Below are 19,120 nucleotides of genomic sequence, written 5' to 3'. Positions count from 1 at the left end.
TCCACGCTGTCTTGCGTGGACAGCAGGGTGCGCTGGGTCTCCAGCACCGACCGGAAGTCAATCAGCCCGCTGGCGTAGCGCTGGCGCGCCAGCAGGTCGGCGTTGCCGGCGGCTTCGACGGCGGCCTGCAGCCGGGCCAGCCGTTCGCGGTTGCCCTGCAGCGACACCAGCGCGTCTTCGACGTCCTTGAGCGCCGTCAGCACCGTGCCCTGGTAGGCCACGCGCGCTTGCTCCAGCGCGGCTTCCTGCGCGCGCACCTGGGCGCGGGCCGCGCCGCCGTCAAACAGCGGCACCGACACGCTGGCCAGCAGCGAACGGACCACCGACGCGCCGCTGGTCAGCGCGCCCAGCGTCAGCGCATTCAGCCCGAGCGAGCCGCCGAGCTGAAAGCCGGGGTAACGCGCCGCGTCGGCCTGCGCCACACGCGCCAGCGCGGCGCTGATACGGCGCTCGGCGGCGCGCACATCGGGGCGCTGGCGCAGGGTGTCGGCGGGCAGCGCCAGCGCCAGGTCGGCGGGCGCCTGCGGCACGGCAGCCGCTGCGGCCAGCGTGGCTTGCAGCGCGCCCGGCGCCTGGCCGGTCAGCACGGCCAGGCTGCTCAGCGCCTGGGCGGCGCTGGTCTGCAGCGACGGAATCTGCGCGCTGGTCTGCTCGCTGGCCGCCACCGCCTGCTCCACGTCGAGCGAAGAGACCAGCCCGGCCTGGGCCCGCCAGCGCGACAGCTGCAGCGTTTCGCGCTGCGCGGCCAGGTTGCCCCGGGCAATCGCCAGCCGCGCCTGCAGCCCGCGCAGTTCCATATAGGTCACGGCCACCTCGGCGGCAATCGACACCTGCACGCTGGCCAGGCTGGCTTGGGCCGCTTGCGCGTCGGCCTCAGCCGCGTTCACGGCGCTGCGGTTGCCGCCAAACACATCGGGCTCCCAGCTGGCATCAAAGCCGGCCTGGAAGCTGTTGGCCGGGTCATTGCTGCCAGACTGGCTGCGCCGCGCCGACGCCGATGTGCCGACGGCGGGCAGCAGGCTGGCCGAGCGCACGTCGCGCAGCGCCCGCGCTTGCAGCAGCGCCGCCTGTGCGCTGCGCACGTCGGTATTGGCCTGCAGCGCCTGGGTGATGAGGGCGGTGAGTTGGGCGTCGTTGAAGCGATCCCACCACTGGGCCAGCGAAGCGGCTACCGGGGCGGCCAGTGCGTAGGGGCTGGCGACTTGCGTGGTCCACGCCTGGGGCACCGGCGTCTCTGGCAGGGCCGCATGTTGCGGGGCTAGCGCGGTGCAGCCCGACAGCGCGGCGGCCAGGGCCCACGCCAGCGGCGCAAGGTGCCGGCGGGGCGCAGGCGGGGGGAAAGGGGTGGCGACTTGAAGGGGCATCGGGTCACATCACAAAGAGCGCATGACAGGGCATGACAGCGCATAAAAGGCCATTGTGATACGCCCACGTGTCGCGTGTGTTGCGCCAGATTAAGTCTTGTAAAGCAGGCGGCGCCTTTTCGGAAAATTACTGGAACGCGACTTCCGAAAAGCTGCGCAGCTTGCGGCTGTGCAGCTGGGTGCTGCCTTCTGCGCGCAGCATTTCCATGGCGCGTATGCCAATGCGCAAATGCTGGTCTACGCGCTCCCGGTAAAAGTGGTTGGCCATGCCGGGCAGCTTGATCTCGCCGTGCAGCGGCTTGTCGCTCACGCACAGCAGCGTGCCGTAGGGCACCCGGAAACGAAAGCCGTTGGCGGCAATGGTGGCGCTTTCCATGTCCAGCGCAATCGCCCGGCTCTGGCTGAAGCGGCGCTGCACCTGGTTGCCGGGCAGCAGTTCCCAGTTGCGGTTGTCGGTAGAGGCCACGGTGCCGGTGCGCATGATGCGTTTGAGGTCGGCGCCCTCGGCGTGCGTCACGTCCTGCACCGCTTGCTGCAGCGCCTTCTGGATTTCAGCCAGCGCCGGAATCGGCACCCACAGCGGCAGCTCCTCGTCAAGCACATGGTCTTCGCGCACATAGCCGTGGGCCAGCACATAGTCGCCCAGCTGCTGGCTGGTGCGCAGGCCGGCGCAGTGGCCCAGCATGACCCAGGCGTGCGGGCGCAGAACGGCGATGTGGTCGGTGATGTTCTTGGCATTGGCCGGACCCACGCCGATGTTGACCATGGTGATGCCGCTGCGGCCTGCGCGCAGCAGGTGGTAGCCCGGCATTTGCGGCAGGCGCGGCGGTGGCACGCCCAGCGCGTCGCCGGCTTCGGCACTCAAGCCGGTGCGCCGCGTCACCACGTTGCCGGGCTCGACAAACGCGATGTAGTCGCTCTGCGGGTTGGCCATTTCCTCGTGGCCCAGCCGCACGAATTCGTCAATGTAGAACTGGTAGTTGGTGAACAGCACGAAGTTCTGGAACGCGTCGGGCGAGGTGCCGGTGTAGTGGCGCAGCCGCTGCAGCGAATAGTCGACCCGCGCGGCGGTGAACAGCGACAGCGGCTGCGGTTCGCCGGGCCTGGCTTCATAGGTGCCGTTGGCAATGCCGTCGTCCATGGCGGACAGGTCGGGCAGGTCGAACACGTCGCGCATCAGCATGCGGCGCTCGGCGCTCATGGTGCCTTCCACATGGTCGTTTTCAGCGAACGAGAAATGGATGGGAATTGGCTGCGTGCTGGTGCCCACCTCCAGCGCCACCTCGTGGTTTTGCAGCAGCAGCCGGAACTGCTCCAGGTAGTAGTGGCCGTACAGGTCGGGCCGCGTCAGCGTGGTTTCATAGCGGCCCGGCCCGGCCACAAAGCCGTAGCTGAGCTGCGAAATGTCGGGTGTTTCCAGAATGGCGCGCGCCACCGTGTCGGTGTGGATGCGGACAAACGGGTAGCAGGCGCGCACATGGCCGGGCATGGTTTCGCCGGCCACGTAGCGCTGCATGGCGCCCCGCAGGTGGGCAATCTGCTGGTCGTAAATGGCGCGAACCTGCGCCAGCGCGGCGGCAGCATCGGTGTAGCGGGTGGGGGCGATGAAAGCAGGCAGGTAGGGCATGACGCTTATTGTGCTACGCCCCGGCCGCATCCTCAGGCGATGTGTCAGGCAATGTACTTGATGTCGGCGGGCAACAGGGCTTTAAGGCCACCCAGGAAGGACTTCACCTGCATTTCGATCACCTTCTCGGCGGCAAACGGTGTCTTGTCGTGGTAGATGTGGCGGCGTATGGCCAGGTGCGACACGGCGCCGTGCAGTATCCAGCCGATCTCCTGGAGCTGGGCGTGGTCCTCGGGCATGCACAAGCCGGCCTCATGGACGGCTTCTTCCATCAGGGTTTCAAGCAGATGCATGACGATGGACGCGATGTAGGTGGGCGCTATCTCGACTTCCGCGAGCGAGGCGTACAGGAACAGGCGCATCCAGCGCCGCGTGACCACGGCGCTGTAGTACTCGCGGTAAAACTCATTCAGACGCTGCTCCATCGGCTTGCTTCGATCGCGCAGCTGAATGAACCAGACCGCCTTGAAGACGCCCGCGATCTCGGTTTCATAGACCGCGTTGATCAATGCCGATTTGTTGGGAAACACGCTGTAAAGCAAGCGCTGGGAAACTCCGCACGCTTCGGCCAGCCCGCGCGTTTGCGCGGTGAGCCCGTACTCTGAAAAAAACTCAAAGGCCTTTTTCAGGATTTGTTCGCGCCGCTCGGCGGCCGGCATGCGCACCGTGGCGCGCCGGACCTGGCCTGTTTTGGCGGGCTCGCTTTTTTGGCGGATGGACGTCAGAAGGTCTGATTTGGCTTTCATGCGATGGGCACACTTCAAAGTACACAGGTGCGTACTTTAATGGCAAAATTAATCGTCATGTGACGATATGCGTCATGACCCTTTTGGGCTCAAGTCCTCTAGCGAATGTTGGCTCATTTTCAACCCAAGGAAAAATCATGATTCTGGAAATGCGGACTTATCAGGTTCAGGCGGGAACGGCGCCGGAATTCCTGCGAATTTATCAGGAAAACGGTCTGCACATCATCACGCGCTATGCACAATTAATCGGTTGCTGGACCAAGGAGTCCGGTGTGCTGAACTCGGTCGTTTTCCTCTGGGCCTATGACGATATGGGCCACCGCGGCAGCCAGCGCGCCAAGATGGGGCAAGACGCAGAATGGACAGCATTCGTGCCCCAAATCCTGCCCTATCTGGTGCACCAGGAAAGCGTCTTCCTGAACCCGGTGTCTTTTTCGCCCATCAAATAAGCGCGCGCGGGGTGCACGGTTCCTGTGCATTAGCCGCGCTGAAAAAACATTGGAAATGTGCGTCCGGGTGACGGGCATGGCGTGTAAGGTAAGTACGGGAATACCCCAGCAAGTCGTCGCTTGACGATATAAATGTTTGACGCAATAATTAATTCAACTTTGGCGGGTGGCAGGGGGCTGCTGGCCAGGGTACCGATCGATCAATCGCGCGCTGCGCCAGCGGACTGCTGCAGCCACCCACCCAGGAGACTGAAAAATGAGCAATATATGGACAGAAGGTTCTAGTCGGCGTGACTTTCTGAAGATCACGGCGTCAGCCGGTGCAGCGGGTTCAGGCTTGCTGTCGCTGCCCGGTCATGCGCAGGCGGCGCCTCTCAATTTGTACACCTGGTCGGCTGCGGTCGATACCGTCAAGAGTCACCTCAATGCTTTCGAGGCCAAGACCGGCATCAAGGTCAACTACAACAATGCACCCTGGGCGCAATACCGCGACACCATGGTGACCAAGTTCGTCGGCAAGGCGCCGCTCGATGTCCTGTGGGTGTCTGACAGCTGGTTGCCCGAGTGGGCTGACGCCGGTTGGCTGGCCCCCATCAACAACTTTCCGGAGTTGATGAAGTACAACGCAGAAGCCGATGACTTCAGCACCAAGTCGATGCAGTACAAGGGCAAGCAGTACGGCCTGACCTATTACACCGACTACATGGCGTTCTTTTATGACGAGGAAAAGCTGAAAAAAGCCGGCATCAAGGAGCCGCCATCCACGTGGGATGAGCTGGTCCAGCAGTCGCTCAAGATCAAGGCGGCCGGTATTTCCGAGTACCCGATGATGCTGCCGATGGCGCGCGAGAGTTGGCTGATTGAATTCCTGACCGCCATGGTGTATTCGCACGGCGGCGGCTTTACCGACGCCAGTGGCGCCGCCCTCATGAGCGACCCCAAAAAGGGCGCGGTGCAGGCGCTGCAATGGATCATGGATGCGGTGAACAAGCACAAGATCATCTCGCCGGCCTGTGTTGAAACCGGCGAACTCAATGGACTGAAATCCTTCAGTTCCGGCAACCACGCGTTTGCCTTGCTGAGCCGCTACCGCGTGCGCACCCTCAATGATCCGAAGCAGTCGCAAATCGCCGGGCGCGTCAAGCAGGCGCTGATGCCTGCCGGACCTGGCGGCTCGCACACCACCGTGGGCTGGATGCGTTTTCACGGCATGACGGCGCAGGCCGCCGCCGACAAGACCCGCGCTGCCAATGCCGCCAAGCTGATTGAGTGGTTCGGCGGCAAGGCCGATGGCCAGTACCGGTTCCAGAAAATGCTGTTCAACGACATTGGCTCCGGTTTCGCGGTCAAGGGCTTGTTCAAGGACCCTGAAGTCCAGGCGTCGTATGCCAAGTATTCCGACATGGCCATGTTTGAAAAGCAGCAGCAGATGGTGAAGAAAAAAGACGTCATCACCCGCTGGTTTGGTGAGTGGGATGAAGTCAACGGATCGGCCTGGCAGTCGGCCGTTATCGGCAAGAGTACAGCCGCAGACGCGCTGAAGAAGTCAGCCCAGGCCTGGAACGACCTGCGCAAGCAGACCTGATCACAACCCGGGGCGTGGCTCAGCACATGCCCCGGGTTTGCATCTCTGAAAGAGACGAATAGATGAGCACCAAGATCCAGGCGCTGCGCCGTGTAATCCGTTACCCGGTGAGTGCGTATGACCAGAAAAGCGCCATGCTTTTCCTTGCGCCCATGATGGTCGTGTTGACCGTCGTGGCTGTTTTTCCGATCCTGTATTCGTTCTGGATCAGCCTGTTTGACCTCAAGTTGACGCGGCCTCACCGTGCGCCATTTGTCTGGTTCGACAACTACATCCATATTTTCCAGGACCAGATGTTCTGGGACTCGGTCGGACGCAGCACATCGTTCACCCTGATGTCGGTGACCGCCATCATGTTCATTGCGATGCTGATGGCGCTGCTGCTCAACGAAGAGTTTCGCGGCCGCCGCATCCTGTCGGCGATCTTGCTGATCCCCTGGGCCATTCCCTATGTGGCCAACGGACTCATGTGGAAATGGATCTACGACTCGGGCTACGGCGCCCTCAATGGCTTGCTGTTCCAGCTCGGGCTGATTGACAAATACGTGGTGATGCTCGGGGACGTCGAGAAGACCATGCTGCTCATCACCAATTCGTTTGTCTGGAAGGAAGTTCCGCTGGCGACCATCCTGCTCCTGGTGACGCTCAAGTCGATTCGCGCTGATTTGTACAGCGCCGCCAAGGTCGACGGCGCCAATGTGTGGCAGCGTTTTGTGCACATTACCCTGCCGGCACTGACGCCAGGATTTGCCCTGGTCATGATTTACGAAACGATGATGGCCATACGCCACTTCGATCTGTTTTTCATCCTGACCGAAGGCGGTCCGGCCGATTCCACGCATGTGGTCGCCTGGCAGGTCTATGTGGAAACCTTCCGCAAACTGGCGTTTGGCACAGGGGCCGCACTCGCCTACATCATGGCGATCGTCACCTTCACGCTGGCATTTTTCATCATCCGCAGCACGAGCCGAAAGCTCTAGCCGGTCACTGCAATCCCGAGCCGCTTACAAACCATGAAAATTCCACACTTTGGCAGACGGGCCTTGCTCTTTGCCGCGTCGATGCTGTTCGCCATTTACGTGCTGGCGCCCATCGCCTGGCTGGTATCGTCTTCGTTCCAGTCCGAAGCCGAGATCACGTCGGTGCCGCCGCACTGGATACCCGAGCAGCCCACGCTTGAAAATTTCACGACCATCTTTACCGCCAAGGACAAGGTCGTCACGTATGAGAACCGCAGGGAGGGCGACACGGCCAGCGGGGGCTTCATTCCCTCCACGGCCAAGAATCTGCTCCCGTCCATGCTGAACAGCTTGATTGTTGCCGTGTCCGTGGTGATTCTCAATCTTCTGGTCAGTGTGCCGGCGGCCTATGCGCTGGCCAAGATCCGCTTCATTGGGCGGTCCAGTTCGATCTACTTCATGCTGACGACGCGCGTGATCCCGGACATTGCGCTGGTCGTGCCGTTCTTTTTGTTTGTCCAGAAGCTCGGGCTGCTTGACAGCAAGTTGTCGCTCATCATCACCTATCTGGCCATCACCGTGCCGTTCAGCACCTTCATCCTGACCGGCTACTTCGAGTCCTTGCCCGATGACCTGGACAAGGCGGCGCGGGTGGATGGATGCTCGCGGCTTCAGACCCTGATGCTGGTCTATTTGCCGCTGGCCATGCCGTCGCTGGTGGCGGTGGTGCTGTTTACTTTTCTCACCAGCTGGAACGAGTTCTTGCTGGCCCTGATGTTCACGCAGACCCTGGCGTCGCAAACCATGCCCATCGTGGTGGCCTCGTTCACGTCGGATTTCAACATCAGCTTTTCGTTTATCAACGCCGCCGGTGTGCTGGCAATCGTTCCGCCCGTGGTGGTTGCCATCATGTTTGAACGCTATATCGTCTCCGGCCTCACCGCCGGCGCAGTCAAAGGTTAAAGGAGTACTTACGTGGCCCGGATCAGATTTGAATGTGTTGGAAAAAATTATCCCAATGGGTTTGTTGCGCTCGAGAACCTCAATCTCGACATCGCCGACAAGGAGTTTCTCGTGCTGCTCGGTCCGTCTGGATGCGGCAAGTCAACGACCCTGAACATGATTGCGGGGCTGGAGGACGTGACCGAGGGCAAGCTGTTTTTTGACAACGAGGTGATGAACACGGTTCCGCCGCACAAACGCGACGTGTCCATGGTGTTTCAGAGCTACGCGCTGTATCCCAACAAGACCGTGTACGAGAACATCGCGTTCGGGCTTCGCATGCGCAAGCACCCCAAGGATGAAATTGACAAGCGCGTGCGCGATGCGGCACGGCGCCTGGAGATCGAGCCCCTGCTGGAGCGGCGCCCCGACCAGCTGTCGGGCGGCCAGCGGCAGCGCGTGGCGCTGGGGCGGGCCATCGTGCGACAGCCCTCGGTGTTCCTGATGGATGAACCGCTGTCCAACCTCGACGCGACGCTCCGGATTTCCATGCGCGCAGAGATCAAGCAGCTGCATCAGGTCATGCAGACGACGTTTGTCTACGTCACGCACGACCAGGCCGAAGCCCTGACGCTGGCCGACCGCATCGTGGTGATGCGCAGCGGCGTGGTGCAGCAAATTGGAAAGCCCGACGACATTTATGAGCGGCCCCGCAATATGTTTGTGGCGTCATTCCTGGGAAATCCGCCCATCAATTTCATGGACGGCACCCTGGAAGTCGCGGGCGACCGGGTGCTGTTCAGGCGCGGCGAACTGGCGCTGGCGCTGCCGCCCCACATTGCCGAACGGGTGGCGGGCCAGTCCGGGCGCGCTGTGGTGCTGGGCATTCGCGCCGAAGACGTCGTCTCGCACAGCGGTGCGTTGCATGAAGACGGTTTGCAAGGCCGCATCCTTTCGGTGCTGCCGGTCGGATCCGACCAGTTCCTTGAAGTGGAAGTCGAGGGCACGAAGCTGTACTTCCGCGTCGGCAAGGAAGGGCAGCACAAGGACGGCGAGAACGTGACCCTGAAAGTGAACCTGAATCGCCTGCACTTGTTCGACAAGCAGGACAGCCAGAGCCTGGTCTGGTAGGAGTCGTTTGTGAAGCCTGCTGCATTTGACTATTTCCGCCCCAGCTCACTGGAAGAGGCGCTGGAGCAATTGGCCGCTGCCGGCGACAGTGCCAAGGTGATTGCCGGCGGCCAGAGCCTCGGGCCCATGCTGAACATGCGGCTTGCGACGCCTTCTGACCTGATTGACTTGAACGACCTGACGGAGCTTGCCTACATTCGCGACGTGGCTGGCGTGCTTGAAATCGGGGCCTTGACCCGGCATGACCAGATTGCCGAGTCAAAGCTGGTGCAGGCCCGTTGCCCCTTGCTGGCGCAAGCGGCCAAAACCATCGGCCACTACGCGATTCGCCAGCGCGGCACGATAGGCGGGAGTCTGGCGCATGCCGACCCGGCCGCGCAGTTCCCGCTGATTGCGACCACGCTGAACGCAAAAATCGAGATCGTCAAGCTCGGCGGGCAGCGCAGCTTGCCGGCTTCGGCCTTCTTTCAGTCGGTCATGGCCACGGCGCTGGCGCCCGACGAAATTATTCGCTGCGTGCGTTTCCCCAAGGTTGCCGAGAACGAGGGCACGTCGTTCCGGCTGTTCAATCGCCGGCACGGGGACTACGCCATCGTGGCGGTGGCGGCCACCGTGGCGCTCGACGACGACCGGGTTTCGCGCGTGCGCGTGGGGCTGAGCGGGGTCAGCGCCATTCCCCAGGTCTGGGACGACGCGGTGCGCCCTTTCGTGGGCCGCACGCCCAGCGCGGCATGGGCGGCCGAAGTCGCGCTGGCGGTGCGCGCGGCGGTGTCGCCTGAAGATGACCCGCGCATCTCCGCGGTGTACCGCAAGGAACTGACCCAGACACTGGTCGAGCGGGCCCTGGTGGATGCCTTGAGCCGAGCCAAAGGATAAGCAGTATGAGTAGTATGAGTAATCTCGAAAAGCGTCCGGTCACGCTGACCGTCAACGGCCACAACCACGAACTGCGGGTGGAACCGCGCAAGCTGCTGGCGGACGCGCTGCGCGAGGATTGCCGCCTCACCGGCACCCATGTGGGCTGCGAACATGGGGTGTGCGGCGCCTGCACGGTGCTGGTCGATGGCAAGCCCGTGCGGTCCTGCCTGACCTATGCCATCCAGATGGAAGGGCACGAGGTGTCAACGATCGAGTCGGTCGCGGTCAATTCCACGTTGTCCCCCTTGCAGCAGGCGCTGCACGAGGAGCATGGCTTGCAGTGCGGTTTTTGCACGCCGGGCATCGTGATGACGTTCGAAGCGTTCCTGAAAAACAAGCCCGATCCGAGCGACGAGGAAATCCGCGATGCGCTGTCGGGCAACCTGTGCCGCTGCACCGGCTACCAGAATATTGTGAAGGCCATCCAGAAGGCGGCTGAACAGATGCGAAGGAATCCGGACTATGTCGCCCCCTGAGTTTCATTACATCGGCCAGCATCTAGCGCGCAAGGAAGACTACCGGCTGCTGACCGGCCACGGCCGCTACGTCGACGACATCGAAGTCCCCGGCGCCCTGCATGCCTGCTTTGTGCGCTCGCCCCATGCCCATGCCCGCATCGTTTCCATCGACAGCGAGGCGGCCCGCCAGATGCCCGGGGTGGTGGCGGTGGTGACCGGTCATGAACTGGCGCAGTGGACCACGCGCCAGCGCATGGCGCCGCCTATCGAGGGCCTGCAGGCCATGGAGATGGACACCCTGCCCATCGACAAAGTGCGCTTTCAGGGCGATCCGGTGGCCTGCGTAATTGCAACCGACCGCTATGTGGCGGAAGACGCCGCCGAGCAGGTGATGGTGGACTACGAGGTGCTGCCCGCTGTGAGCACCATGTGGCAGGCGCTGGAGGCTGACTCCCCGCGCGTGGACGAAAGCCTGGATTCCAACCTGCTGTCGCACCAGCATGCGGACCACGGCGATGTCGAGGCACGCAAGCGCGACGCGCACCGGGTGATCGAAAGCACCTTTTCGCAGCACCGACAAACCCATTTGCCGATCGAGACGCGCGGCTGCATCGCGGTGTGGGACGAAGGCCGCCAGCATTTGACGTTTCATGTCGGGACCCAGGTGCCCCATCCCTACCGGACCACCCTGGCCGGCCGCCTGTGCCTGTCGGAGTCGCAGGTCAGCGTGATTTCACCCGATGTGGGCGGCGGGTTCGGCCAGAAAATCGCGCTCTACCGCGAGGAACTCACGGTGGCGGCGGTGGCGCGCCACCTGAAGCGGCCGGTGCGCTGGCGCGAGGACCGGCTTGAAAACCTGCTGGCCTCGTCCCAGGCGCGCGAAGACTTTTGCCGCACCCGGGCCGCCGTCAGCGCCGACGGCCGCTTGCTCGGGCTGGAGCTGGAAATCGTCGAGGACTTTGGTGCCTACAGCTTTTATCCGGGCAACTATCTGGCCCGCGTGGTGGCCATGATCCTGACTGGCCCCTACCAGGTGCAGGACTACAGCTACGACGTCAAGGTGGTGCTGAGCAACAAGGTGGGCAATGGCCCCATGCGCGCGCCCATGGCCATCACGAGCTGGGTGATGGAAGGCACGATGGACGCGATTGCGCGTGCACTGGAACTGGACCCGGTGGCGGTGCGGCGGCTCAACATGCTGCACCCCGAAGATTTTCCGTACACCATGGCGACAGGCGAAGTGCTGGCCGACATCACGCCGCGCGAAACACTGGAGGGCGCGCTCGCCGCCTTCGACTACGACAACTTCCGCCAGCGCCAGCAGCAGGCGCGCGCGCAGGGTGTTTATCTCGGGCTGGGCATTTGCACGGTGGTCGAGTCCACCACCTACGGGTCGCGCTTTTACAAGGCGGCCGGCATTCCGGGGTCGGGTCACGAAGCCGCCTGGCTGCGCATCGAGCCCTCGGGCGCGGTGAATGCCTCGGTCGGCCTGGGGGCGACCGGACAGGGCTATGAAACCTCGCTGGCCCATGCCGTGGCCGAGGGCCTGGGTGTCACGCCGCAGCAGGTGCACCTGCACCTCGGGCATACCGACATCGCCCCTTACGGCATGGGCAGCCGGGGCGCACGCGGCGGCACGGCAGGCGGCGGAACGCTGTACCTGTGCGCCCAGGAAGCCAGCGTCAAGGTGCTGGCGATTGGCGCCACGCTGCTGGGCCTGGACAGCAGCGCGCCATTGCGCCTGCGGGATGGCCGCATTGAGCAGATGAGCGACGGCGAATGGGTGGCCACCGGCGTGGGCCTGGCCGATGTCGCGCGCACGGCCTATCTTGATCCGCTGGCCTTGCCTGCCGGCATGCAGCCCGGCCTGGAGTTTCACCGGACCTACGAGCCGCCGCCCATGACCTATTCCAACTCCACGCATCTTTGTGAAGTGCAGGTCGATGTCGCCACCGGAGCGATCCGGTTTGCCCGCTATGTGGTGGCGGAAGACTGCGGAACGGTGCTGAGCCCGGTGGTCGTGGAAGGGCAGCAGCATGGCGCGGTCGCCATGGGCTTGTCGGGCGCGCTGTTTGAGCAGGTCTACTACGACGAGGCTGGACAAAATCTCTCGGGGACGCTGGCCGATTACCTGGTGGCCACGGCCTGCGAGTTGCCCCATATCGAAATCCTGTCGATGCATACGCCGAACCGGGCGACGCCAGCGGGCATCAAGGGCATGGCCGAAGGCGGGGTGATGGGCGCCATCGGGGCGCTGACCAACGCGGTCAATGATGCGCTCGCACCATTTGATGTCGTCGTCAACCAGCAGCCACTGACCCCCATGTATCTGCGCGATCTTCTGCGCGAAAAATCCAATTCAATGAACAAGGCATAACCAATGACTGATCAAATGACTGATGCAAAGGGCAAGCCCCGCGTGGGCTTTATCGGACTGGGCAACATGGGCCGCAGCATGGCGGGTCACATCCTCAATGGGGGCTACCCGCTCAATGTGTACAACCGCTCGCGCGACAAGGCGGACGACTTGCTGGCGCGCGGCGCCGTCTGGTGCGATACCCCGGGCGCGCTGGCCGCCGCGTCGGACGTGGTCATCACCATCGTGGGCTACCCGCGTGATGTGGAGCAGGTCTACCTTGGCGAAAACGGAATTTTGGCCTGCGCCCGCAACGCCCTGCTGATTGACATGACCACATCGAGTCCCGAGCTGGCCGTGCGCATTGCCGCGGAAGCGGAAAAAAAGGGTTGCCGCGCGCTCGATGCGCCGGTCTCCGGCGGCGACATCGGGGCACGCGATGCCAAGCTCTCCATCATGGTGGGCGGTGCGCAGGCGGCGTTTGACGAGGCCTTGCCTATCCTGCGGCTGATGGGGCCCGCCATTGTGCTGCAGGGCGGCCCCGGTGCCGGCCAGCACACCAAGATGTGCAACCAGATCGTGATCGCCTCGACCATCATGGGCGTGTGCGAAGGCCTGGCCTACGGCAAGGCCGCCGGTCTGGACCTGCCGACCGTGCTCAAGTCCATTGGCGGCGGCGCCGCGTCGGGTTTCCAGCTCAACGTGCTGGGGCAAAAAATCATCGACGGCGACTTCGCGCCCGGCTTTTTCGTCGAGCACTTCCTCAAGGACCTGGGCATTGCCCTGGCCGAAGCCGAGCGCATGCAGCTTGATCTGCCGGCGCTGGCGCTGGCCCGCCAGCTGTATCAGGAACTGGCGGAGCAGGGCCACGGCCGGCTCGGTACCCAGGCTCTTTTCAAACACTACGGGGCTTGAGTCATGGCTGTTGAATTTTCCGGGGAATACCGTATTCCCGCCCGGCAGCAGCAGGTCTGGGATGCGCTGAACGATCCCGCCGTGCTGCAGGCCTGCATCGTGGGTTGCAAGCAACTCGAAAAAACATCCGACACCGAGTTTGTCGCCACCGTGGCGGCCAAGGTGGGCCCGGTGTCGGCCACCTTCAAAGGCAACGTGGTCCTGAGCGACCTGGATGCGCCCAATGGCTACACCCTGACGGGCCAGGGGCAGGGCGGCGCGGCAGGCTTTGCCAAGATGGCCGCCCAGGTCGCGCTGACAGAAGACCAAAACGAGACCGTGCTCAAATACACTGCCAAAGCCGAAATTGGCGGCAAGCTGGCCAGTGTCGGCAGCCGGCTGGTGCAAGCCGTGGCTAAAAAGAACGCAGACGACTTTTTTGCCGCATTTGCCCGCCATCTGGGCGGAACGGGTGTCAAAGCGGAGGTGGTGCCGTCCGCAGCGCCCGTGCCAGGTGCGCCAGGTGTTCTGGTGCCTGCAGCCGCAGCCCCGACCGTGGCAATCACGGCGGCACCCCCGCGCCTGTTCAGTTCGCTGGGCGCGCCGGTGCCGGCCTGGCTGGTGGTTTTTGCGACTGGCCTTGGTTTTGCATTGGGCTATTTCTTTGCGCGCTGACGTTAGCGGTTGAGGTAAAAAACAGGGTGGGCTTGCATGGCTATTTCGGTCTTTGACTTGTTCAAGGTGGGCATTGGCCCCAGCAGTTCGCATACGGTAGGCCCGATGCGCGCGGCCGGCATGTTTGCGCAGCTGCTGCAAAAAGAGGGCTTGCTTGACCAGACGGCCGGTGTCAAGGCGGAACTGTATGGCTCCCTGGGGGCGACCGGCAAGGGGCACGGTTCCGACATCGGCATCATGCTCGGCCTGATGGGGCATACGCCCGATACGGTCGATGTCGATGCCGTGCCTGGCCTCATCAAACAGGCGCGAACACTTCAATCGATTGCCTTGCTGGCGATTCAACCGATTGCGTTTCGCGAAAAAGAGCATGTGCTGATGTACCGCCGCGAAGCGATGGCAGAGCACCCCAACGGCATGCAGTTCAGCGCGTTTGACGCGGCGGGCGCCGTGCTGCGCCAGGTCAAGTACTTGTCCGTGGGGGGCGGCTTCGTCGTCACAGTGGGCGCCCGCAATGACCAGGTCCTGACGGCCTACCAGCAGGTGCCCTACCCCTTCACGTCAGGTGACCAGTTGCTGGCGCTGTGCAAGCAGCATGGCCTGACGCTCAGCGGACTGATGTGGGCGAACGAACGTACCTGGCGCACGGACGAGGAAATTCGCAGCCAGTTGCTCTACCTCTGGCACGTCATGCGCGCGTGCGTGCAGCGCGGCCTGACGCACGAGGGCACGCTGCCGGGGCCGTTCAAGGTGCAGCGCCGCGCGCCCATCCTGGCGGCGCAACTCAGGGCGCGCGCTGAACGCGTGCTCAGCGACCCGCTGTCGGTGCTGGACTGGGTCAATGTCTATGCCTTCGCCGTGAACGAGGAAAACGCCGCCGGTGGGCGCGTCGTCACGGCGCCCACCAACGGCGCGGCAGGCGTCATTCCGGCGGTGCTGCATTACTACGACAAGTTCATTGCCAACGCCACCGACGAGGGCGTCATCGAGTTTTTGATGACCGCCGCGGCGATTGGCATTCTCTACAAGCTCAATGCGTCGATCTCGGGTGCCGAGGTCGGTTGCCAGGGCGAGGTGGGGGTGGCTTGCTCGATGGCGGCGGCGGGTCTGGCGGCCGTGATGGGCGGCAGCCCCGAGCAGGTCGAAAACGCCGCCGAGATCGGCATGGAGCACAACCTGGGCCTGACCTGCGACCCGATCGGCGGCCTGGTCCAGGTGCCGTGCATCGAGCGCAATGCCATGGGCGCGGTCAAGGCGCTCAATGCCGCACGCATGGCGCTGCAAGGCGACGGCCAGCATGTGGTGAGCCTGGACAAGGTGATCAAGACCATGCGCGAGACCGGCGCCGACATGAAAACCAAGTACAAGGAAACCTCGCGCGGCGGGCTGGCGGTCAACATCGTTGAGTGCTGAGCCGGCCCCCGTGAATGTCATTCCGATTTCGATTGTGGATAAAGGAGAGCCCATGAAAGTTGTTGATTCCATCGTGACCCAGGCGGCCAGCATGGCCGCTGTACGGCGTGAGATCCATGCCTGTCCCGAGTTGGGCTTCGAGGAAGTCCGCACCGCCGACCTGGTGGCACAAAAGCTCACCGAGTGGGGCATTCCCGTGCACCGCGGCCTGGGCACCACTGGCGTGGTGGGCATCGTCAAGGGCGGCAGTTCACCGCGCGCCATCGGTTTGCGCGCTGACATGGACGCGCTGCCCATGCAGGAGTTCAACACCTTCGCGCACGCCAGCCAGCACGCCGGAAAGATGCATGCCTGTGGCCATGACGGCCATGTCGCCATGCTGCTGGCCGCCGCGCAGTACCTGGCGGCCAACCGCAACTTCGATGGCACGGTGTACCTGATTTTTCAGCCGGCCGAAGAAAAGGGCGGTGGCGCGCGCGAGATGATGCGGGAAGGCCTGTTCGAGCAATTCCCGATGGAGGCCGTCTACGGCATGCACAACTGGCCGGGCATGCCGGCCGGCAGCTTTGCCGTCAGTCCTGGGCCGGTGATGGCCTCCAGCAATGAGTTTAAGATCACGATTCGCGGCAAGGGCGGCCACGCGGCCTTGCCGCACAACGGACTGGACCCGGTGCCGGTGGCCTGCCAGATGGTGCAGGCCTTCCAGACCATCATCAGCCGCAACATGAAGCCGATCGATGCCGGCGTGATCTCGGTCACCATGATCCATGCGGGCGAAGCCACCAATGTGATTCCGGACAGTTGCGAGCTGCAGGGCACGGTGCGCACCTTTACGATGGAAGTGCTCGACCTGATCGAGCAGCGCATGAAGGGGGTGGCCGAACACACCTGCGCGGCATTTGGCGTCGACTGCGAATTTGAATTTGTGCGCAAGTACCCGCCCACCATCAACTCGGCCCCGGAGGCCGCCTTTGCCCGCCAGGTGATGGCCGGCATCGTGGGCCAGGCCAATGTGCTGGTGCAGGAGCCGACCATGGGCGCCGAAGACTTTGCCTTCATGCTGCAGGCCAAGCCGGGCGCTTACTGCTTCATTGGCAACGGCGAAGGCAGCCACCGCGAGATCGGGCATGGCGGCGGCCCCTGCATGCTGCACAACCCGAGCTATGACTTCAATGACGCGCTGATTCCGCTGGGTGCGAGCTACTGGGTGCGGCTGGCCGAAGCCTGGCTGGCCCCTGATGTGCTGACGTGAGTTTGCCGGTGGTCATTGTTCTGGCGTCGGGGCGCGGTGAGCGGTTTGCCGCGTCGGGCGGCACCAGTCACAAGCTTCAGGCGCGGCTGGGCGGCAAAACGGTGCTGCAGCATACGCTGGACGCGGTGCAGGCCAGCGGCCTGCCGTGGCATCTTGAAGACGCGGGCCACCCCGGCATGGGCGACTCGATCGCAGCGGCCGTGCAGGCCACCTGGCCGTCCACCGGCTGGCTGATCCTGCCGGCCGATTTGCCCCTGGTTCAAGGCGACACCCTGCGCGCCGTGGCGGCGGCGCTGGCGCATCACGCGGTGGTGGTGCCCGTTTACCGGGGCCAGCGCGGGCACCCGGTCGGGTTCTCGGACCGCTGTGGCCCGGCGCTTCTGGGTTTGAAGGGAAAAAATGGTGCAGCCATCGTTGTAGCTGCACATGATGCTGTTGACTTAATAGTAAACGACGCCGGCTGCGTGACCGACATTGACACCGTCGACGATCTGCGGGCGGCCGAGCGGCTGATGGCCAGCGCGCAGCCGCCGCCGCAGTAGCGCTCAGCGCTTGACGGGTTCGCGCATCGTCACAAACTCTTCCGCCAGCGTGGGGTGGATGCCGATGGTGCTGTCAAAAATGGCCTTGGTCGCGCCCGCCTTCATGGCCACGGCAAAACCCTGCACCACTTCCCCGGCATCCGGCCCCACCATGTGCAGGCCCACCACGCGGTCGCTCGCGTCGTCAACCACCAGCTTCATCAGCGTGCGTTCGGTGCTGCCGCTCAGGGTGTGCTTGAGCGCCTTGAAGTCGCTGCGGTAGATACGGACCTTGCCAAACTTCTCGATGGCATCGGCTTCGGAGTAGCCCACGGTCCCGATGTTCGGATGCGTGAACACCGCCGTCGGAATGAAGTCGTAGCTCATGCCGCGCGGCGCCTGGCCTGCCGCCGGGCCAAACAGCTGGTCCACCACCACCATGGCTTCGCCGAGTGCCACCGGCGTGAGTTGTAGGCGCGCGGTCACGTCGCCCAGCGCATAAATCGACGGCACCGAGGTCTGGTACTGTGCGTTCACCTGGATCGCGCCTGCCTCGTTTTGCGCCACGCCCACCGCCTCCAGGCCCAGGCCCGCCACCAGCGGCACCCGGCCGGTGGCGTAGAGAACGGCGTCCACGGTCACGTGGCTGCCATCGAGCAGCCGCACCTGCAAGCCGTCCGCCGTGCGTTCAATGGCGGCCACGTCGGTGTTCAGGTGCAGCGTCACGCCGGTCTTGACCATTTCGCTGGCAATGAAGGCGCGCACCTCCTCGTCAAACCCGCGCAGCACCTGGTGGCCCCGGTACAGCTGCGTGACCTGGGCACCGAGGCCGTTGAAGATGGAGGCGAATTCGCAGGCAATGTAGCCGCCACCCACCACCAGCAGGCGCTGCGGAAAGGGCGACAGGTCAAACATCTCGTTGGAGGTGATGACATGCTCGCTGCCCGCCACGTCGGGCACGCTGGGCTTGCCGCCGGTGGCCACCAAAATGCTTTTGGCACTGTAGTGCTGGCCGCCCACAGCCACCGTGTGCGCGTCCACCAGCGTGGCCCAGCCTTCAATCAGGTGCACGCCCGCGCCTTTGAGCAGCTGCACATAAATGCCGTTGAGCCGGGTGATTTCCCGGGCGCGGTTGGATTTGAGGGTGTTCCAGTTCAGGATGGGCGCCTCGCCGACCCAGCCAAAGCCGTGCGATTCCTCGAAGCTTTCGGCAAAGTGGGCCGCGTAGCTGTAGAGCTTTTTCGGGATGCAACCGAGGTTGACGCAGGTGCCGCCCATGGCCGCCACTTCGGCCAGCGCTACCCGCGCGCCGCGCTGCGCCGCCATGCGCGCCGCGCGCACGCCGCCACTGCCGCCGCCAATGACGAAAAGGTCAAAATCAAAAGTCTGCATGGGGGGTTCTTTCGGGTCTGGAAATAGGTGTATTTTTTCAGATTACCACCGAGCTTGCCCGCCAGTGGGAGCACGCGCGCATGGCACGCCCCCTTGTGAGGCCATGCCAAACAGCGGCGCGCGCACCCCAAACCCCGCCGCCACCGATAATCGGGGCATGACCTCTTCTTCTGCTTCCCCTTCCGATTTCGCCTCCCTGTCACTGCCGGCCCATGTGCTGGCCAACCTGGAGCAACTCGGCTACCTCAAAATGACCCCGATCCAGGCCGCCAGCCTGCCTGTGGCGCTGCTGGGCAAAGACCTGATTGCCCAGGCCAAGACCGGCAGCGGCAAGACCGCCGCCTTTGCGCTGGCGCTGCTGGCCAACCTCAACGCGCGCCGCTTTGCCATCCAGGCCATGGTGCTGTGCCCCACGCGCGAGCTGGCCGACCAGGTCAC

18 protein-coding genes are annotated in these 19,120 nt (G+C 63.7%); 14 read left to right on the top strand and 4 right to left on the bottom strand.

Features of this window, described 5'->3' with window-relative positions:
- From IV091_RS11910 to IV091_RS11900, 3 genes are all read right to left on the bottom strand, one after another.
- The coding region (locus IV091_RS11910) for an efflux transporter outer membrane subunit (protein WP_293468939.1) at positions 1-1,364 on the bottom strand (1,364 nt) is incomplete at its 3' end.
- A 127-nt stretch (positions 1,365-1,491) separates the two neighbouring features.
- Entirely contained in the window at positions 1,492-2,991 is a 1,500-nt protein-coding gene (locus tag IV091_RS11905; protein ID WP_293468937.1) for an AMP nucleosidase, read from the bottom strand.
- 44 nt (positions 2,992-3,035) lie between these two features.
- Complete coding sequence (locus IV091_RS11900) at positions 3,036-3,737, bottom strand: TetR/AcrR family transcriptional regulator (protein ID WP_293468935.1); 702 nt, start codon at positions 3,735-3,737, stop codon at positions 3,036-3,038.
- A gap of 137 nt (positions 3,738-3,874) precedes the next feature.
- Here IV091_RS11900 and IV091_RS11895 point away from each other — a divergent pair, with 137 nt between their 5' ends.
- The 13 genes from IV091_RS11895 to IV091_RS11835 all read left to right on the top strand — a co-directional run bounded on the left by IV091_RS11895 (position 3,875) and on the right by IV091_RS11835 (position 17,311).
- Positions 3,875-4,186 (top strand): NIPSNAP family protein, encoded by a 312-nt coding sequence (locus tag IV091_RS11895; protein WP_293468933.1) that lies wholly within the window; start codon positions 3,875-3,877, stop codon positions 4,184-4,186.
- 256 nt (positions 4,187-4,442) lie between these two features.
- Positions 4,443-5,771: an extracellular solute-binding protein gene (locus tag IV091_RS11890; protein WP_293468931.1), complete on the top strand. Its 1,329-nt coding sequence runs from the start codon at positions 4,443-4,445 to the stop codon at positions 5,769-5,771.
- 62 nt (positions 5,772-5,833) lie between these two features.
- A complete protein-coding gene (locus tag IV091_RS11885) occupies positions 5,834-6,751 on the top strand; it encodes a sugar ABC transporter permease (RefSeq protein ID WP_293468929.1) in 918 nt (305 codons plus the stop codon).
- Positions 6,752-6,784: 33 nt separating this feature from the next.
- Positions 6,785-7,693, top strand: a complete 909-nt coding sequence (locus IV091_RS11880) for a carbohydrate ABC transporter permease (RefSeq protein ID WP_293468927.1) — start codon at positions 6,785-6,787, stop codon at positions 7,691-7,693.
- Between the two features lie 12 nt (positions 7,694-7,705).
- Positions 7,706-8,803, top strand: a complete 1,098-nt coding sequence (gene ugpC, locus IV091_RS11875) for a sn-glycerol-3-phosphate ABC transporter ATP-binding protein UgpC (protein WP_293468925.1) — start codon at positions 7,706-7,708, stop codon at positions 8,801-8,803.
- Between the two features lie 9 nt (positions 8,804-8,812).
- Positions 8,813-9,679, top strand: coding sequence for a xanthine dehydrogenase family protein subunit M (locus IV091_RS11870; RefSeq protein ID WP_293468923.1), 867 nt, complete (start codon positions 8,813-8,815; stop codon positions 9,677-9,679).
- A 14-nt stretch (positions 9,680-9,693) separates the two neighbouring features.
- A complete protein-coding gene (locus tag IV091_RS11865) occupies positions 9,694-10,197 on the top strand; it encodes a (2Fe-2S)-binding protein (RefSeq protein ID WP_366807000.1) in 504 nt (167 codons plus the stop codon).
- On the top strand, positions 10,184-12,556 hold the full coding sequence (locus IV091_RS11860; RefSeq protein WP_293468919.1) for a xanthine dehydrogenase family protein molybdopterin-binding subunit: 2,373 nt from the start codon (positions 10,184-10,186) through the stop codon (positions 12,554-12,556). The genes IV091_RS11865 and IV091_RS11860 overlap by 14 nt, the downstream gene beginning before the upstream one ends.
- A gap of 15 nt (positions 12,557-12,571) precedes the next feature.
- A complete protein-coding gene (locus IV091_RS11855; RefSeq protein WP_293468917.1) occupies positions 12,572-13,450 on the top strand; it encodes an NAD(P)-dependent oxidoreductase in 879 nt (292 codons plus the stop codon).
- Between the two features lie 3 nt (positions 13,451-13,453).
- Positions 13,454-14,104, top strand: a complete 651-nt coding sequence (locus tag IV091_RS11850; protein ID WP_293468915.1) for a carbon monoxide dehydrogenase subunit G — start codon at positions 13,454-13,456, stop codon at positions 14,102-14,104.
- A gap of 36 nt (positions 14,105-14,140) precedes the next feature.
- A complete protein-coding gene (locus tag IV091_RS11845) occupies positions 14,141-15,517 on the top strand; it encodes an L-serine ammonia-lyase (protein WP_293468913.1) in 1,377 nt (458 codons plus the stop codon).
- A 52-nt stretch (positions 15,518-15,569) separates the two neighbouring features.
- On the top strand, positions 15,570-16,769 hold the full coding sequence (locus IV091_RS11840) for a M20 aminoacylase family protein (RefSeq protein ID WP_293468911.1): 1,200 nt from the start codon (positions 15,570-15,572) through the stop codon (positions 16,767-16,769).
- The gene (locus tag IV091_RS11835) at positions 16,766-17,311 is read left to right on the top strand and encodes an NTP transferase domain-containing protein (RefSeq protein ID WP_293468909.1); all 546 of its coding nucleotides are present in this window, start codon (positions 16,766-16,768) and stop codon (positions 17,309-17,311) included. The genes IV091_RS11840 and IV091_RS11835 overlap by 4 nt, the downstream gene beginning before the upstream one ends.
- A 3-nt stretch (positions 17,312-17,314) precedes the next feature.
- Here the strand turns inward: IV091_RS11835 and gorA are convergent, their stop codons facing one another.
- The gene (gorA, locus tag IV091_RS11830) at positions 17,315-18,682 is read right to left on the bottom strand and encodes a glutathione-disulfide reductase (RefSeq protein ID WP_293468907.1); all 1,368 of its coding nucleotides are present in this window, start codon (positions 18,680-18,682) and stop codon (positions 17,315-17,317) included.
- 157 nt (positions 18,683-18,839) lie between these two features.
- Here gorA and IV091_RS11825 point away from each other — a divergent pair.
- On the top strand, positions 18,840-19,120 hold a 281-nt coding region (locus IV091_RS11825), incomplete at its 3' end, for a DEAD/DEAH box helicase (RefSeq protein WP_293468905.1).

The organism is Polaromonas sp., assembly GCF_018780625.1.
Taxonomy (GTDB): Bacteria; Pseudomonadota; Gammaproteobacteria; order Burkholderiales; family Burkholderiaceae_C; genus Polaromonas.
The sequence above is the reverse complement of the archived record's forward strand: the minus strand, read 5'-3'. Positions and strand labels throughout refer to the sequence as shown.

Bases quoted from the DNA above. Each gene is read 5' to 3' on its own strand.
- IV091_RS11905 (WP_293468937.1), bottom strand. From the start codon at position 2,991: ATGCCCTACCTGCCTGCTTTCATCGCCCCCACCCGCTACACCGATGCT.
- IV091_RS11900 (WP_293468935.1), bottom strand. From the start codon at position 3,737: ATGAAAGCCAAATCAGACCTTCTGACGTCCATCCGCCAAAAAAGCGAG.
- IV091_RS11895 (WP_293468933.1), top strand. From the start codon at position 3,875: ATGATTCTGGAAATGCGGACTTATCAGGTTCAGGCGGGAACGGCGCCG.
- IV091_RS11890 (WP_293468931.1), top strand. From the start codon at position 4,443: ATGAGCAATATATGGACAGAAGGTTCTAGTCGGCGTGACTTTCTGAAG.
- IV091_RS11885 (WP_293468929.1), top strand. From the start codon at position 5,834: ATGAGCACCAAGATCCAGGCGCTGCGCCGTGTAATCCGTTACCCGGTG.
- IV091_RS11880 (WP_293468927.1), top strand. From the start codon at position 6,785: ATGAAAATTCCACACTTTGGCAGACGGGCCTTGCTCTTTGCCGCGTCG.
- IV091_RS11865 (WP_366807000.1), top strand. From the start codon at position 9,694: ATGAGTAATCTCGAAAAGCGTCCGGTCACGCTGACCGTCAACGGCCAC.
- IV091_RS11860 (WP_293468919.1), top strand. From the start codon at position 10,184: ATGTCGCCCCCTGAGTTTCATTACATCGGCCAGCATCTAGCGCGCAAG.
- IV091_RS11855 (WP_293468917.1), top strand. From the start codon at position 12,572: ATGACTGATGCAAAGGGCAAGCCCCGCGTGGGCTTTATCGGACTGGGC.
- IV091_RS11850 (WP_293468915.1), top strand. From the start codon at position 13,454: ATGGCTGTTGAATTTTCCGGGGAATACCGTATTCCCGCCCGGCAGCAG.
- IV091_RS11845 (WP_293468913.1), top strand. From the start codon at position 14,141: ATGGCTATTTCGGTCTTTGACTTGTTCAAGGTGGGCATTGGCCCCAGC.
- IV091_RS11840 (WP_293468911.1), top strand. From the start codon at position 15,570: ATGAAAGTTGTTGATTCCATCGTGACCCAGGCGGCCAGCATGGCCGCT.
- gorA (WP_293468907.1), bottom strand. From the start codon at position 18,682: ATGCAGACTTTTGATTTTGACCTTTTCGTCATTGGCGGCGGCAGTGGC.